Source organism: Erythrobacter litoralis HTCC2594 (genome assembly GCF_000013005.1).
Taxonomy (GTDB): Bacteria; Pseudomonadota; Alphaproteobacteria; order Sphingomonadales; family Sphingomonadaceae; genus Parerythrobacter; species Parerythrobacter litoralis_A.
Genome location: NC_007722.1, coordinates 2,454,233 through 2,469,227 on the forward strand (window position 1 = coordinate 2,454,233; position 14,995 = coordinate 2,469,227).

Consider the following 14,995-nt stretch of genomic DNA (forward strand, 5'->3'; position numbering starts at 1 on the left):
TGAACTGGCGACCATAGTCTTCTTGGGTAACACAGCGATACAGCAGTAATCGATCGGTTCTAATCGGATGATTGTCCGGTTTATCGGCTGGACGGATAGCTGCTTTTGTTTAAACAGGGCAGAAATCTTGGGAAGGGGAGGGCTTCGTCCCGACAGGGGTCGCGCGAAGCTGCACAAAGAAATGATGGTCGTTCACACCACTCGCATTTCGGGTGCGCGTCTGCGCCGCACCCTGCTCGCTTGCACCGCCGGAATGGCCGTTTTGCACGCCGCACCGGCAGCGGCCACGCTCGACGGCGAAGATCTTGCCCATGGCGCCGACGCCATTGGCGAAGTTGCTATCACTTCGGGGGCCGATCTCGCCCTCGCAGCTGTCGCGGACGATACCGTTGTACAGGACAAGGTCGCGCCTGACGTTGCTCCGCCCACGCCCCCCGCTCCGCCGCGCCGTCCGGCCCCGCCGCCGACCGACGCCAGGCTCGTCGTCTCGCAATTCGCCGACACCGTCCTCACCGGCAGTCCCGACGACACCGTGCGCTATGGCGGACGGGCCGATGCCTACATCACCCTGCGCGGCGACACCTGGGGTCTCGACGAGAGCTGGAGCCTGCAAATCCGGCCCGAATTCCGCTGGGGCGACAGCGCCAATGGCGTCGTCGGCCTCGTGCCCAAGAACACCGCGCTGTTCCGGCCCGAAGGCACGGATAATTACGACCTCTCGCTGTCGGTCAAGAAGACCTTCGGCTCCGGCGCCAGTCTCGAAGTCGGCAAGATGAACCTGCTCGACATTTCGGGCGCATTGCCGATCGTTGCCAGCGACGGACACTTCGGATTCCAGAACCTCGGCATCGCCTTGCCGCCGACCGCGATCGTGCCCAACACGCTGACCGGCGCGATGCTGACCGTGCCGACGAAGCGGGCGATCTACCGGCTGTGGGTGTTCGACCCGGATTCGCAATATGGCCGCACCGGCTTCGAGACCGCGTTCAGGAGCGGGGTCGGCTTTCTGGCCTCGGCCGCGGCGCTGACACGCCTGGGCGGCAAGCCCGGCGTCTACAACCTTGCGGTCGTCGGTTCGACCCGCTCGGGCCCGGCCGTCGACATCCTCCCGAGGGCGCTTACCCCGCCGCGCAACGGCCGCTTCGGCAACGAATCGGGCGAATTCGCACTGCAGCTTTCCGGCTTCCAGTATCTCAGCCTCAACCCGCGCGCGCCCGGCAAGGGTATCGGCATATTCGGGCGCTTCCAGGCCTCGATGGGCGATCCGACTTTCCTCGATTATTCGGGTTTCATAGGCATTTCGGGCAACCCGGCAGCCCGACCGCAGGACCGTTTCGGCATCACCGCGTTCCATTATTCGCTGACTGACGAGCTGGTCGACGACATCGCCTTCCGCCTGCCGATAGAGGACGAGCAGGGGATCGAGGCGTTCTATACGGTGGGGCTCCCCGAAGCCTTCGAGCTGACTTTGGACGTGCAGGTCGTCGATGGCGCGATCGTCTTCCGCGACACGGGTGTCACCGCCGGGCTGCGGCTGACCAAGACGTTCTAACAGACAGACAATGTGCGGCGGGTGCGAGCTCTCACTTTTGCCCGCGTCCCCGCGACTGCACTTCGATGCGGCGTTCGTTGATCTCTTCCGGTGAAACCTGCGCATTGGCGGCGCTCGATATCTCGTTTTCGAGCGCCATCGCGTCGCCGAAATTCATCGCATAGCCATCGTCGATCAGACGCTTGTATTGCGCGAGAAAGGCGGGATCGATGCTGGCCATATCGGCCGCCAGCCGGAGGGCAGATCGCATCAGTTCGGACGGCCCGACGACGCGGTTGACCAGGCCCCATTCGAGCGCCTTTTCCGCCTGCAGGAAATTGCCGGTGAAGCTCAGTTCCTTGGCGCGGGCGATACCGATCATGCGGCTCAGTTTCTGGCTGAGGCCCCAGCCAGGCAGGATGCCGACGCGGGCATGGGTGTCGGCAAAGCGCGCCTTCTCGCTGGCGATCAGCACGTCGCAGGCCAGCGCCAGCTCGAAGCCGCCGGTGATCGCCACGCCGTTGATCGCACCGATCACGGGCTTGCGGCAGAGCTCTACCGCCTTGACCGGGTTTTCCTCCGCCCCTTCGGCATTGGCGGCACCCAGCGCGCCTTCTTCCGCACCCAGTTCTTTCAGATCGAGGCCGGCGGTAAAGGCGCGCTCCCCCGCCCCGGTCAGGACCACGCACGCACGGCGTCGTCCGCGTCGACCTGTTTCATCACATGATAGAGCCGATGGCGGAGCGCCTTGCTGAGCGCATTCATCGCCTCGGGCCGGTTGAGCGTGACGATAGCGATACCGTCTTCGATTTCCAGCAACACCAGGTCTTGTTCCGCCATGTCTCTCTCCGAATCGCGCGGTGTCGGCGATAGCATGGATCGGTGGCTCAGCGTCCCAGTTCGGCGAGCATTTGCGTGAGGGCGGGACTTGCGCGTCTAGTCGCCTCCGGACGCGCAGCCCATGCAGCGCGGCACGCTGGGGTCGTGCGCCAGCCGTTTTGCCGCGATTTCTTCGCCGCAGCGGATGCAATAGCCCCATTCGCCTTCGTCGAGCCGAGTCAGCGCGGCGACGATCCGGGCTCGCTCCGCATTGCGGCGGCGTTCCTGCGCCTGCGCCATCGCCTGTTGCTGCATCGCGTCCATCCGGCTCAATCGCCCGACGCTGTCCTGTTGCAGGGTCACCGGCGCGCGGCCTTCGGCGCTGATCCTGTCTTCCTCCGCCAGTTCGGCCTGCCGGACGAGCAGGGCGGCTTTGGCTTCCTCTTCGGTCATGGCATTTTCCTACATCGGCCCCCGATGCTAGCGATAGCCTCCGGCTCTTTCCAATCGTTGCGAAACAAGGCCAATAATCGGGCGCGGAGTGTAACCTGTCACTCCAACCCGGTTTCAGCAATGAAAACAGTGATATAACCTCAGGAAGGCAGGGTGACAGGGTGTAACCTGTGTCACCCTGGCAAGGACCAGTCGATGGCTCCGCGCCCATGTGCCTCGAGGAAAGCATTGACCTGGCTGAAGGGGCGCGAGCCGAAGAAGCCGCGATGGGCCGAGAGCGGGCTGGGATGCGGGCTCTTGAGAACCAGGTGTCGCCCGCCTGTCAGGCCCGGGATGCGCGCCGCCTTCTTCTGGGCATGGCTCCCCCACAAAACGAAGGCGGTCGGCCTGTCGGATGCCGCCACCGCCGCCACCGCCGCATCGGTGATGGCATCCCAGCCCCTGCCCGCATGGCTGCCCGCCCTGCGCGCTTCGACCGTGAGCGAATTGTTGAGCAGCAGCACGCCCTGCCTCGCCCACGCCTCCAGGCACCCATGCGACGGACGCGGCAAGCCGAGATCGCTCTCCAGCTCCTTGAAAATATTGACGAGGCTCGGCGGCGGCGGGATGCCTTGGGCGACGGAAAAGCACAGCCCGTGCGCCTGTCCAGGGCCGTGATAGGGGTCCTGCCCCAGGATCACGACCTTCACCGCATCGAGCGGCGTCAGTTCCAGCGCGCTCAGCCTCTGCCCGCGCGGCGGATAGATCGTCTTGCCAGCCTCCTCTTCCGCCCGCAGCCAGCCGCCCAGCTGCCGCGCCTCGGGCGTTTCCAGCGCCGGGTCGAGCGCGGGTTTCCAGCTTTCGGGGACGGTACCGGCCATGGGCCGAGACTACAGCGTCGCAAAACGCCTCGCCATGTCCCCTTTCCCTCTTTCCCCAATCGGCCTAGAGCGCTTGGCTCTATGGCTGTACATTTTCATGAAGAAGACCTGCCCGCGGGCGTGCTCGCAGGCGATGCGCCGCTGGCGGTCGATACCGAAACCATGGGGCTCGTCACCCGGCGCGACCGGCTCTGCATCGTCCAGATCAGCGATGGCGGAGAGGACGAGCATCTGGTCCGCTTCGCCCCCGACAGCGACTATGCCGCGCCCAATCTGAAGGCACTGCTGGCCGATACGAACCGCGTGAAGCTCTATCACTTCGCACGCTTCGACCTTGCCGCGATCGAGCACTATCTCGGCGTCACCGCCGCACCGGTCTTCTGCACCAAGATCGCCAGCAAACTGACCCGCACCTATACCGACCGCCATGGCCTCAAGAACCTGGTCGAGGAATTGCTCGGCGAGAACCTCTCCAAGCAGCAACAGTCGAGCGACTGGGGCGGGGCCGACATCAACGAGGCGCAGCGCGATTATGCCGCGAGCGACGTCCGCTACCTCCATCGCATGCGCGAGATCCTGATCACCCGCCTCGAGCGCGAGGGCCGGACGGAGATGGCGCAGGCCTGTTTCGATTTCCTCCCCACCCGCGCGCGGCTCGACCTTGCCGGATGGGAAGAGCACGACATCTTCCACCACAGTTAATACAAGGCGCGATACACCCACGCCATGGTCAGCCACCGCCGGATCGAAACGCAAGACGCGAAGGAACTGCGCAAGGGGCGCCAGGCCTTCGCTGCGCCCGGCGGCTTTCACGACCGGCTGGTCAAATTTCTCGGCGCGGCCCTGCCGATGGCGGTTGGCATCGTCGCCGCGCTGATGGTCATCACGCCGCTTTCCCCGCGCGGCGAAGTTTCGTTCCTGCTCGATCGCGATACGGTCGCGGTGATCCGCGAGCGGCTGCGCGTCGACAACGCGCTCTATCGCGGGGCGGATAACGAAGGCCGTCCGTTCTCGCTGACGGCCGACGAAGCCGTCCAGCAATCGAGCGAGGAAGGGATCGTGCGGCTGAGGGATGTGGTCGCGCGTATCCTGTTGCCCGACGGCCCCGGCCAGCTCGTCGCCGAGGGCGGCGCATATTCGCTCGAGAACGAAGTGCTCGATGTCGACGGCGCGCTGCGCGTCACCGCAGCCGATGGCTACCGCATCGTCGCCACCGGCGTGGCGATCGATCTCGCCGCGAAAAAACTGCTTGGTTCGGGCGGTGTCGAAGGCTCCTTTCCGGCCGGAACCTTTTCCGGCGACCAGCTCGAAGTGGATCTGTCCGAACGCATCATCGCGCTTGAAGGCAACGCCAAGCTGCGCATGGTGCCCGGTGAATTGAGGATGCCCTGATGACCCAGTCTTACGCACGGCGCGCCTGGCGCAATTTCGCGATCGGCTTTGCCGCCACCGCCACGCTGGCGGCGGGGATCGGCCTCAACGCGCAGGTCTTCGGCGGGCACAATGCCAATGCTCCAGTCAACTTCGACGCCGGGCGGCTCGAAGTGCAGGACCGCCAGAACCGCGTCGTGCTCTCGGGCGCAGTCACCGTCACGCAGGCCGGGCTCACCGTGCGCTCCAACCGGATGGTGGTGAATTATTCGGATGCCGGGACACTCGACATCGGGCGCATCACCGCGACCGGCGGCGTCACCGTCACCCGCGGCAACGAACGCGCTCAGGGCGATGTCGCGATCTACGATCTCAACCGCCGGATCATCACCATGGCCGGAAACGTCCGGCTCAATCGTGGCGGCGACAATTTGAGCGGCGGGCGGCTGGTGATCGATCTCAACAGCGGTGTTTCCAGCGTCGACGGCAGCGCCGCACCGGGCGCTGGCGAAACGGGCGTGCGCGGATCGGACGGCCGCGTGCGGGGGACCTTCTCGGTTCCGCAAGGCTGACCGGCCGGTCGTGTTGCGCCTCCCCGAGCTGCGGCGCTTCCTGCTGGGCCTGATCGGTCCGCGGGCGGATGCCGGGCTTGCCGAGCGTCTGACCGAAGCCGACTGGCAGCGCATCGACATCATCGCGGCGCAACACCGGCTGTCGCCGCATCTGCACGGCCGGCTCGAGCGCGGCGAGCTCGATTGCGCCGTTCCCCCCGACACGCGAGCCGGGTGGCAGAAGGCCCACCGCGCCAACGCGCTGGCCGTGCTGAGCCAGCGCCGTGCCCTGCTCGAAGTCGACGCCCTGCTGCGCAAGCGGGGAATCACGCCGGTTGCGCTCAAGGGTGCGTGGTGCGCCTGGCATGCCTATCCTGCCGCGTCGGAGCGACCGATGCGCGATATCGATCTCTTGGTGGGTCACGATCGCGCGCTCGATGCCTTCGCCATCCTGCTGGAAAACGGCTTCCGGCAGGAAGCGGCCTCGGCCCGCACGCCGGAAGCATCGCTCGCTCACGACAAGCACCTGCCGCCGCTGGTCTCGCCGGAAGGGGTGCGGTTCGAATTGCACATGCGATTGTGGGAGCGGCCCGAAGCGATCGGTTGGTGGATGCCCGAAGGCGAGGACGCAGCCATGCTGTCCCGCGCTACACCCGTCGATGTCGACGATCCTGTCCACTATCTCGCGCCGGACGACATGCTGGTGCATTTCACGATCCATGCGGCGTTGAGCAACCGCCTGAACGGCGGGCCGCTCGGGCTGATCGACATCGATGCCCTGCTCGCCAGATCCGCGATCGACTGGGACGCGACATGGGATCGCGGCCGATCCGGTGGGTGGGACCGGGCCCTGGCGCTCATCCTTCATTGCGTCGATCGCTGGCGCAGGCCGGGGCTGCTCGAAGAGAGCGGCTGCCCGCTCGCGATCGACGAAAGCCTGCTCGGAATGGCGCCCGACCTGCTGCTGCAGGACCTCGGCCAGACCAAGACCGTAGGCCTGCTGGCAACGCTGCGCGGCGCGCTGGCCCGCGACGGAATGAGCGGGGTCCTTGCGCAGCTTTCGGATCGCGCCCGGGGCGGCGACCGCGGGCGGTTCATGGAAGACGCAGACATTGCAGGCGCCCATTCCAGCTGGGCAGTGGAGCGGCTCATCGGCACTGTACGCTCCGCCGTCGCCCGCGATACGCGGCGCGTCGCCGGCCACAGTGCCCGGCTCGGCTGCTGGCTCGAAGGGGAGCGGTCGTCGTGAAACGGAGGCCCACGAGATGCCTCCGCCAACGGGATTGCGCCTGACCATGCGGATCGCGACCGCTTTCGGGACCAATCTTGCCGGGCAGGTGCTGCGACTGGCCATCGCGGTCCTCACGGTTCCCCTGTTCGCCGCCTATTTCGGCGCGGCACGGTTCGGCACCTATTACTTTCTGCTGGCGCTGATGCCCTATTTCCAGGTCCACGCGCTGGCCGTCAGTCGCCAGGTCACGGCTCTTTCCGCGCGAGCCGAGGCGGGCGAAGGCCGGTTGCAGCAAATGCGGGCCGAGCTCGGATCGTCTGTTGCGATCGGGACGATCATCAGCGTTGTGCTGACTACGGCATTTTTCGTCGGTTATCCATGGATGATGCAGGGGGTCGAGAGCGCCGAGGCACTCGCCGCGGAGATCGCCCGCGCGCGGCCATGGGCAGCGGCGATCGTCGTGCTCGATGTCGTCATCGTCCTTCAGACCGCGCAGATGGAGGGCCGCAAGGCCTTCGCACCCTCCAACATCGCGCAGATCACCGGCCAGGCCGCCACGCTTCTGCTGCCGCTGACGGCCTTCATCTACGACGGCAGCTTCGACCGGATGATTGCCGGGGTGGCGCTGGCCCGGCTCGTCCAGGTGCTGGTCGGCCTGCGCTGGGCGCCTCTCTTGCCGATCCTCGCGCTTGTCCGCAGCGGCCTCCGCATGCCGCGAAGCCTCGGCATCGATTTCGGGATGCTGACCGTTTCCGCCATTTGCAACGCCGTCAGTCGCACGCTCGACCGGATCGTGATCGGGACGTCGGCCAGTGCGGCGGCGCTGTATTTCTATTCGGCTCCGATGGGCGGCACGGCGCGCCTGTCCATGCTCGGCCGCTCGATGGGAGCGACCATGGCGCCCTTCTTCGCCACGGGCGAGGCCGACCAGCGCAGGGTGCAGGCGGCAAAGGCGTCGAATGCGGTGCTGGCGCTCCTGTTCCCGGTCTGCGCCTTCGGCATCGTCAGTGCTCCCTTGCTCATGACTGTGTGGGTCGATGCCGAATTTGCCGAGCGCGGCACCACGTTCTTCCGGCTCGGGCTCATCGGAGTCATGGGATCGTCGGTTGCGCAGGTCCCCGCCGTCCTGATGCAGTCCACCGGGCGGTCCAAATTCGTGACCGTGCAGCAATTGATCGAGCTGCCGCCCTTTGCGTTCGCGCTGCTCTGGGCAAGCACCCACAATCTTGTCGCCGTGGCCTGGGTGGTGGCGCTGAGAATGGTTGTTTCCGGCCTGGTCCAGATGACGGTCGCGGGCGTGCCGCGGCGCGCCATCGCGGCAGCGATCGCTTGCATCGCGGCGGCCGTCGCGCTGAGCCTCGCGGCACCGTCGCTCGACCATCTGCCCCCTCTGTCGGCTCTGGCGGCGGGCGGGGGCGCAGCGCTGGGTGCAAGCCTGATCGTCCACCTGCTTTCCCCGGATACAATGCGTTTCGCCTGCGAACTGATTGTCGCCCGCCTGCATCGCCGCCAGAAGACTGCGCTGCCATATCCGGAGCGAAACAATGGCCCGTAGCGGCGACCAAACGCCACCGGGGACGCGCGGATTCGTCGCAGCGACGGTGTTTGCTTTTGCAACGCTCCTGCTGGTCGGGGGCACCGCCGCACCCCTCAACGTCTTGCTCTGCTTCCTCGCCAGCCTGCCGGTGTTGTATATGCTGCTTGGGGGCGCGAGAGCCGCCCCGCTCGGCTGGCCCGTTTGGCTGGCGCTGGCACTCTATGCGCTGGCGTGGCTCCAGCTCCTACCGCTGCCGCCTGCCCTCTGGACCGCCCTGCCGGGCCGCGAGCTGGCGGTTCAGGTGCTGACCGTCGCCGGCTTGCCGCCCGGCTGGCGACCCGTCGCGCTCGATCCCGGCGCAGCGGCCATTTCGCTGGTCTCCATCACGGCTCCGCTGGTCCTGCTGGTCGCGATTACCAAGCTGACACCGGGCGAATTGGAGCGCGTGCTGCGCGCCATCGTGATGCTGGCTCTCCTGACGGCAATTCTCGGCGTGGTCCAGCGCGTGACGGGAGGCCTGAACTTTTACGATACGGCCCATGCAGGCTACGCCACCGGCCTGTTTGCCAACCGCAATCATCACGCAGCCTTCCTGGCCTGCGCGCTGCTTTTCCTGCCTGCGATCGCTAGCCGCGAAAGCCGTCGGGACCTGGGCCTTTGCGCCGCCGCGAGCATCATCCTGTATGTCGGCATTCTGGCGACGACATCGCGCGCCGGTATCGTGCTGGGGACGGCCGCATTGCCGACAGCCTGGATCGTGCTGGTGCGGCCGGGATGGCGCGTCCTGCTGGCTGGCGGAATTGCCGCTCTGGTGGCCGGTTGGTTGTTGCTGCAGGTCCCTGCCCTGGCGCCGGTGTTCGATCGCTTCGGCGCGCTCGGTGAGGATCAGCGCCTGATCATGGCCGAAGGCAGTGCCGCAGCAGCCCGCGCATTCTTTCCGTGGGGGTCCGGCTGGGGCAGCTTCGTGCCGGTCTACATGGCCTTCGAAGACCTCGACACCATGACCGGGCGCTATATCGTCGCCGCCCACAACGACTATCTGCAGCTCGTCGTGGAGGGCGGGCTCTTCGGGCTGCTGGTGGCCCTGGCAGGACCGGCGACCTTTGCCGCATTCGCCTTGCGCAACTGGCGCGGACGCGCGTCGGCGGCGGCATGGTCGCTCTGGCTGGCAGGCACGCTATTGCTGCTTCATTCGCTCGTCGATTTTCCGTTGCGGACCGGTGCCTTGGCCGCCTTGCTGGCGCTGTCAGTGGCTGCACAGGAAATCCTGCGAACGCCATTGCCTTCGAAGCGCGACGACGGTTAAAGTCTTCGCAGGATCCGGGGGGTTGGAAGGGACGCAGTCGGCTATGCTGCCAAGGCTTACTCTATTGATTCCATTCGCGCTGGCGCTGGCCGCGTGCGGGACCGGACCCGATCCTGTCCTGCCCGCCGGAAGCGCGGCATACGATGCGATACCCGAAGGCAACGTGTTCGCCCCGCGCCGGGTTGAAATCGGCCCCAGCGACACCCTGAAAGTGACGGTTTTCCGGGAGCCCGATCTGTCGCTGGAAGGCGCGACGGTCGATCCCGACGGCAACATCCAGGTGCCGCTGCTCGGCACGGTCGACGCGACCGGCATGACGGCAGCCGAATTCGCCCGCGATCTCGAGCGGCGCTTTGCCGCCAGGTTTCTCGTCGACCCGAGCGTGACGGTCTCCATCACGCAGACCTCGCAGAGGCAGGTAACCGTTGCCGGGGCAGTGACCCAGCCAGGCGTCTACGAGATCCCCGGGCGCATTTCTCTGATCGATGCCGTTTCCCTCGCCCGCGGGCCGACCAATGTCGCGAAATACGATCAGGTCGTGGTGTTTCGCCGTTTCAACGGCGAACGTGTTGGCGGGATATTCGATCTCGGAAGAATCAACGCCGGGCTAGCGCCCGATATCGAAATTCTCGGCGGCGATCAGGTGCTGGTCGGAACGGACGGCCTCAAGGTTGCCTATCGCGATGCCCTGCAGGCTGCACCCCTGCTCAACATCTTTACGACCTTCGCCTTGGTGGATCGCGACGGCAACCAGTCGGCCGGCGAACCTGCCAATTAACCGGAAGCACTCGCCCATATGAACGCACCCGCCCCTACCGTCGATCCATCCAAAGAGGCGTTCTCCGACGAGCGGGGCATGCCCAATTTCGGGATCGACCTGCGGCGCATCTGGGCCGCGATCTATCGCCATCGCTTCGTTGTGGCAGGAATCATGGCACTGGCACTGGCCGCTGCCATCGTGCTGACGATCATCACGACGCCGGTTTTCAGCGCCAGGGTTTCGCTCCAGATCGACAGCAGCACAACCGAGGTCCTCGAGGAAGAGACCACCTTTCGCGCCCTGGATTGGGATGTCGATCGCTTTCTCCAGACGCAGATCGACGTCCTGCTGAGCAAGGGCACGGCGCTCAAGCTTATCGAGGACATGGATCTCGCGCGCGACGACACCTTCTTCGAGCGGATGCAGGTGCCCGCGCCTCAAACCGCCGCGCCGGGCAAGACCATGGCGGAAACCCGGCTCGATGCCATCGCATCGGTGCTGCAGAGCAACGTTTATGCCGACTTGCCGCGCTATAGCCGCATCCTGGAACTGTCTTACCTCAGCCCGGATTCCGAATATGCGGCACAAATCGCCAACGGTTATGCCGAAGCCTTCATCGCCAGCAATCTCGAAAGGCGCTTCGATTCCTCGTCCTACGCCCGCGAATATCTGACCGAGCAGCTGGCCGAGGCCAAGCAGGCGCTCGAAGAGGCCGAGAGGGCGCAGGTCGAGTATGCGCGCGCCAACAACCTCGTGAACCTGCAATCCGATTCGGACGACGAATCTCCAGGCTCGCTGACCCAACGCACGCTCGTTTCGGCCAATGATGCTCTCGGCGAGGCGCGCAGCCGGCGCCTCCTGCTGGAAGAGCGATATCGCGCCGCCCAGCGCGGCGATCCGCTGGCGGTGCCCGAAGCACAGAACAACGCCTATATCATTGAGTTGCAGCGCGAACTTGCCGAAGCCGAAGGGCAGATCAGCCAGAACGCGACACGCTATCGCGAAGACCATCCGGTGATGCTCGAGCAGCGGCGGCGCGCTGCCGCGCTCCGGGCCGATCTCGAGAATGCTGTCGCCAATGTTCGCGGCTCGCTGAGGCAGCAATATGAAACGGCCGCACGCAACGAGCGGCGCCTGGCCGCGGATGTCGCCCAACTGCGCGGGGCAACAGCGAGCGAGCAGGCTGCGCGGGTGCAATACAATATCCTCGCGCGCGAAACCTCGACCCGGCGCGACATGTACGACGCGCTGCTGTCCCGCTTCCAGGAGGTCAGCGCGTCGGCGGGGATCACCAACAGCAACATCGCCATCATCGATCCCGCCGACGTGCCGCGCGCGCCCGTCCGCCCGACTCCGATCGTCAATATCGCGCTCGGGCTTCTCCTCGGCGCAGCCATCGCAGGCGTCTATGTTTTCATCCGCGAATTCGTCGACGACGCCGCCCGCACGCCGGACGACGTGGTCGAACGTTTCGGGCTGCCGTTCCTTGGCAGCGTGCCCAAACTCGAAAAGAAGACCGGGATCGCCGCAACACTGGACAACCCGAAGTCCAGCGCGTCCGAAGCCTTCGCCGCTTTGCGCACCTCGCTCGGCCTTCTCGGGCCGGATGGCGTCAAGGATGTCCTGATCACCAGCAGCCAGCAGTCCGAAGGCAAGAGCTTCGTCGCCTATGGCATTGCGCGCAGCTTCGCCCGTGAAGGACGCAAGGTGCTGGTTGTCGATGCGGATTTGCGACGCCCGTCGCAGCACTCGATGTTCGGGGTATCGCGCGAGGTCGGCTTGACCAACATTCTGACCCGCCAGGTTGCGCCGGCCGAAGCGATCCAGAACGTGCTCGAAAATATCGATCTGGTGCCATCCGGGCCGCTGCCCCCTTCGGTGCCCGAATATTTCACCGGCCCGTCTTTCGTCGAATTCCGCAATTGGGCGCGCGAAAAGTACGATATCGTGATTTTCGACGGGCCGCCGGTGATGGGGCTCGCCGATACCGTTCTGCTCGGACAGAAGATCGAGCACCTGATCTTCATGGTTGAGGCCGGTCTAGCGAGTCAGGGGCGGATGGCGGCCGCGATCCGCCGCCTGCGCAATAACGAAGTCGAAATCGATGGCGCGGTTCTGAACAAGTTCGATCCGCACAGTGCGGGATACGGCTACGAATACGGTTACTATTACAGCTACGAGGCCGAGACGGCCTGATGCCGAAGGCGGTGGCGCTCGTTGCTACGGCGCTTGCGGGCGGCCTGGGCCTGAGCCTGCTGCTACCACCGGCGCTGCCGGTCGACCCGGCCGCCGCGGCAGGATTTGCGCCGTACAACGCCGAACTCCAGCTGGCCGCGTCGCGGCAAGTCGCGATCGAACAGGCTGGCGGCTACCGGGCGGCCAGCGCCCGGCTGGCTTTGCGCGCGCTCGACGCGATGCCTTACAATCAGGGCGCGCTCGCGGTGGCGAGCGAGATGGGCGGACTGCCGGACCGAACCCAGGCCATCAACATCGCTGCCGCCCTTGGCTGGCGCGACCCGCTCGCCAACGCGCGGCTGGTGCAATTGGCCCTCAGCGAAAACTCCGTGACCGTTGCGGCACAACGGATCGATGCACTCGGTCGAACCCAGGGCGGTGCATTCGCAGCCGCCGGCGCCGATCGCCTCATGGCCATGGAGGGCGGACCCCAGGCCTTGGCGGAACGGGCGGCATACCGATCGGGCGGGCGATGGTGGATCACCTATTTGCGTCTCCCCCCGGTCGACCAGGCCAGCCAGCGGGGCCGCCTCGCTTTCGCGCGGTCGATCGACAGAAATGACGGCACTTGGCTGCGCTGGATCGTGGCCGCGATGACCGGCAGTTTACAGGGCCCATCGGCCCAATCCGATGGCTACGCGCTATGGCGCGAGACGGTCGCCGATCCCTCGGCCTTTGGCCCGGTTCTCTATGACGAACGGCTCGAGATGTTTGGCCGGCACACCGCTCCGCTCGGTGGCGAATGGCGTCGCCATGCCAACGCGCCCTTCGCGGCTGAGCGGACCGGCGGGGGGCTGGAATTGGGCCGGCTTCGGCAAGCGGGGGGCACGGTTTTGTCGCAGATGTTCCGCGCAGGTCCGGGAAGTTATCGCCTCGAGGTCGAAGGCGAGGCGCAGACTTCCGCATTGCGCTGGTCGATAGCCTGCGCGGGTGGCCGGAATGTGTTTTCGACCAGCGAGCTCGTCGGCGCATGGTCGTTCGCTCTACCAAGGGATTGCAGCCAGCCGATCCTGCTCCTTGCCGCAGACGGGAAGGGCGCACGGGGTGGAGCCGCACGGCTGGAACGCGTAGCCGTCGAGCCGGTATCGTGACCGAGCCCCTCGATGCCGAAGCCCGTGACACGCTCGGCGGAGGCCCGAGCTTCTCAGTCGCCAATCGCCTCGAACGTGCGCTTTTCGCCGTGTGCTGGACGCTGTTTGCGTGGGTCCTGCCGCCGCCTTTGGGGTGGGGCTGGCGACGCTTTCTCCTCCGCCTCTTCGGGGCCCGGATCGAAGCGAAGGCAAAGGTCTATCCCAGCGCGAAAATCTGGTTGCCGCGACATTTGCGGATGGCGGCAGGCTCGACGCTCGGGCCCTCGGCCAATTGCTACAACATGGCGCCGATCTCGCTCGGTGCCGGTGCCATTGTATCGCAACGCGCCTTCCTGTGCGCGGGCGACCACGATTTCCGGAATCCGAGCTTCCAGCTTGTCGCCCGACCGATCGTCCTTGAACCGCAAAGCTGGGTCGCGGCGGAGGCTTTCGTCGGGCCCGGTGTGACATTGGCCGAAGGATCGGTGCTGGCTGCCCGGGGGGTCGCCGCGAAGGACCTCCCCGCATGGACCATCTGGGGCGGCAATCCCGCAGCGCAAATTGGGACGCGCGACCGGCGGGCGACCCGCTAGGCCGCAGTCAGCCGGTCGAACAGAGCATTGGCCTCAGCCAGTGTCCTCGCATCGAAAGCAAGGTCGAGCGCATTGCGGTGAACCAGCTTGTCTTCGCTGGGCCGCGCCAGACCCAGCACATCGTTCACCGGATTGGCCGCGTTGATGGCATCGATCTGGGCAAAAACAGCGGTGCGGCCGGCCTCGCTGTCATCGCAGCGATCGAACCGGGTCCCGAATGTCGCGTTTACCGCGTCGATCACGCCGCCCATGTCGGAAGTCACTGTCTCAAAATCCGCGACGACGACGCGGTCCGAAACTCGCAGCACCGCGCGGTGGAAAGCGATCCATCGGTCGAGCGCGCGGTCGGGATCGAACCTTTCCATCACGCGCAGGCTGGCGATGGCATCCGCCGGTCGGCGTATCAACACGACCACGGGAATGCCCAGTCGCGCGCCTTCGAGAACCTGCGCCTCCGCATGGGTATGATGCGCGATCGTGACCGGGCGCTGCTGCGCCGTTTCGAAGGCGACCACGGCATAGGTGTTGGCCGAGCGGGGAAACCCTTCGAAGACGATGTCGGTATCCGGCCCAACTGCAAGATGCCTGAAACCGGGCCGCGCCGTCAGGCGATAGAGTGGCAGGAACAGCCGCGGATACGGAGACACGCAGTTCTTGATCCACGACCGGATTGACATA

At 65.9% G+C, this 14,995-nt stretch carries 14 protein-coding genes and 1 pseudogene; 11 read left to right on the forward strand and 4 right to left on the reverse strand.

All coding sequences use genetic code 11. The features are described 5' to 3' along the window. The first annotated feature begins 181 nt into the window (after positions 1-181). Positions 182-1,552: a carbohydrate porin gene (locus EL2594_RS11940; RefSeq protein ID WP_011415341.1), complete on the forward strand. Its 1,371-nt coding sequence runs from the start codon at positions 182-184 to the stop codon at positions 1,550-1,552. 31 nt (positions 1,553-1,583) lie between these two features. On the opposite strand, the pseudogene EL2594_RS11945 reads toward EL2594_RS11940, so the two are convergent. The 3 genes and pseudogenes from EL2594_RS11945 to ung all read right to left on the reverse strand — a co-directional run bounded on the left by EL2594_RS11945 (position 1,584) and on the right by ung (position 3,663). After that, positions 1,584-2,407: pseudogene (locus EL2594_RS11945) on the reverse strand (enoyl-CoA hydratase). A 60-nt stretch (positions 2,408-2,467) separates the two neighbouring features. After that, positions 2,468-2,803: a TraR/DksA C4-type zinc finger protein gene (locus tag EL2594_RS11950; RefSeq protein WP_011415344.1), complete on the reverse strand. Its 336-nt coding sequence runs from the start codon at positions 2,801-2,803 to the stop codon at positions 2,468-2,470. Positions 2,804-2,976: 173 nt separating this feature from the next. Next, positions 2,977-3,663 carry a uracil-DNA glycosylase gene (gene ung / locus EL2594_RS11955; RefSeq protein ID WP_011415345.1) on the reverse strand — a complete coding sequence of 229 codons (687 nt, stop codon included), beginning with the start codon at positions 3,661-3,663 and terminating at the stop codon, positions 2,977-2,979. A gap of 81 nt (positions 3,664-3,744) precedes the next feature. Here ung and EL2594_RS11960 point away from each other — a divergent pair, with 81 nt between their 5' ends. The 10 genes from EL2594_RS11960 (at position 3,745) to EL2594_RS12005 (ending at position 14,317) form a co-directional block, all read left to right on the forward strand. Beyond that, positions 3,745-4,365, forward strand: coding sequence for a ribonuclease D (locus EL2594_RS11960; RefSeq protein WP_011415346.1), 621 nt, complete (start codon positions 3,745-3,747; stop codon positions 4,363-4,365). 24 nt (positions 4,366-4,389) lie between these two features. Next, the gene (locus EL2594_RS11965) at positions 4,390-5,055 is read left to right on the forward strand and encodes a hypothetical protein (protein WP_011415347.1); all 666 of its coding nucleotides are present in this window, start codon (positions 4,390-4,392) and stop codon (positions 5,053-5,055) included. Beyond that, positions 5,055-5,606, forward strand: coding sequence for an LptA/OstA family protein (locus tag EL2594_RS11970; protein WP_011415348.1), 552 nt, complete (start codon positions 5,055-5,057; stop codon positions 5,604-5,606). Before EL2594_RS11965 ends, EL2594_RS11970 begins: the two co-directional genes overlap by 1 nt. A 10-nt stretch (positions 5,607-5,616) precedes the next feature. Then, complete coding sequence (locus EL2594_RS11975) at positions 5,617-6,834, forward strand: nucleotidyltransferase domain-containing protein (protein WP_011415349.1); 1,218 nt, start codon at positions 5,617-5,619, stop codon at positions 6,832-6,834. Positions 6,835-6,850: 16 nt separating this feature from the next. Next, positions 6,851-8,371: a lipopolysaccharide biosynthesis protein gene (locus EL2594_RS11980; protein WP_155806052.1), complete on the forward strand. Its 1,521-nt coding sequence runs from the start codon at positions 6,851-6,853 to the stop codon at positions 8,369-8,371. Further along, a complete protein-coding gene (locus EL2594_RS11985; RefSeq protein WP_011415351.1) occupies positions 8,361-9,659 on the forward strand; it encodes an O-antigen ligase family protein in 1,299 nt (432 codons plus the stop codon). Before EL2594_RS11980 ends, EL2594_RS11985 begins: the two co-directional genes overlap by 11 nt. Before the next feature lie 64 nt (positions 9,660-9,723). Then, positions 9,724-10,437 carry a polysaccharide biosynthesis/export family protein gene (locus EL2594_RS11990; protein WP_011415352.1) on the forward strand — a complete coding sequence of 238 codons (714 nt, stop codon included), beginning with the start codon at positions 9,724-9,726 and terminating at the stop codon, positions 10,435-10,437. 18 nt (positions 10,438-10,455) lie between these two features. Next, complete coding sequence (locus EL2594_RS11995) at positions 10,456-12,615, forward strand: GumC family protein (RefSeq protein WP_011415353.1); 2,160 nt, start codon at positions 10,456-10,458, stop codon at positions 12,613-12,615. Beyond that, the gene (locus tag EL2594_RS12000) at positions 12,615-13,745 is read left to right on the forward strand and encodes a hypothetical protein (protein WP_011415354.1); all 1,131 of its coding nucleotides are present in this window, start codon (positions 12,615-12,617) and stop codon (positions 13,743-13,745) included. The genes EL2594_RS11995 and EL2594_RS12000 overlap by 1 nt, the downstream gene beginning before the upstream one ends. Beyond that, positions 13,742-14,317 (forward strand): putative colanic acid biosynthesis acetyltransferase, encoded by a 576-nt coding sequence (locus EL2594_RS12005; protein ID WP_011415355.1) that lies wholly within the window; start codon positions 13,742-13,744, stop codon positions 14,315-14,317. The genes EL2594_RS12000 and EL2594_RS12005 overlap by 4 nt, the downstream gene beginning before the upstream one ends. Here the strand turns inward: EL2594_RS12005 and EL2594_RS12010 are convergent. After that, positions 14,314-14,994: a hypothetical protein gene (locus EL2594_RS12010; protein ID WP_011415356.1), complete on the reverse strand. Its 681-nt coding sequence runs from the start codon at positions 14,992-14,994 to the stop codon at positions 14,314-14,316. The genes EL2594_RS12005 and EL2594_RS12010 overlap by 4 nt on opposite strands. Position 14,995: the final 1 nt, after the last annotated feature.

Bases quoted from the DNA above. Each gene is read 5' to 3' on its own strand.
- EL2594_RS11940 (WP_011415341.1), top strand. From the start codon at position 182: ATGATGGTCGTTCACACCACTCGCATTTCGGGTGCGCGTCTGCGCCGC.
- EL2594_RS11950 (WP_011415344.1), bottom strand. From the start codon at position 2,803: ATGACCGAAGAGGAAGCCAAAGCCGCCCTGCTCGTCCGGCAGGCCGAA.
- ung (WP_011415345.1), bottom strand. From the start codon at position 3,663: ATGGCCGGTACCGTCCCCGAAAGCTGGAAACCCGCGCTCGACCCGGCG.
- EL2594_RS11960 (WP_011415346.1), top strand. From the start codon at position 3,745: ATGGCTGTACATTTTCATGAAGAAGACCTGCCCGCGGGCGTGCTCGCA.
- EL2594_RS11965 (WP_011415347.1), top strand. From the start codon at position 4,390: ATGGTCAGCCACCGCCGGATCGAAACGCAAGACGCGAAGGAACTGCGC.
- EL2594_RS11970 (WP_011415348.1), top strand. From the start codon at position 5,055: ATGACCCAGTCTTACGCACGGCGCGCCTGGCGCAATTTCGCGATCGGC.
- EL2594_RS11980 (WP_155806052.1), top strand. From the start codon at position 6,851: ATGCCTCCGCCAACGGGATTGCGCCTGACCATGCGGATCGCGACCGCT.
- EL2594_RS11985 (WP_011415351.1), top strand. From the start codon at position 8,361: ATGGCCCGTAGCGGCGACCAAACGCCACCGGGGACGCGCGGATTCGTC.
- EL2594_RS11995 (WP_011415353.1), top strand. From the start codon at position 10,456: ATGAACGCACCCGCCCCTACCGTCGATCCATCCAAAGAGGCGTTCTCC.
- EL2594_RS12000 (WP_011415354.1), top strand. From the start codon at position 12,615: ATGCCGAAGGCGGTGGCGCTCGTTGCTACGGCGCTTGCGGGCGGCCTG.
- EL2594_RS12010 (WP_011415356.1), bottom strand. From the start codon at position 14,994: ATGTCAATCCGGTCGTGGATCAAGAACTGCGTGTCTCCGTATCCGCGG.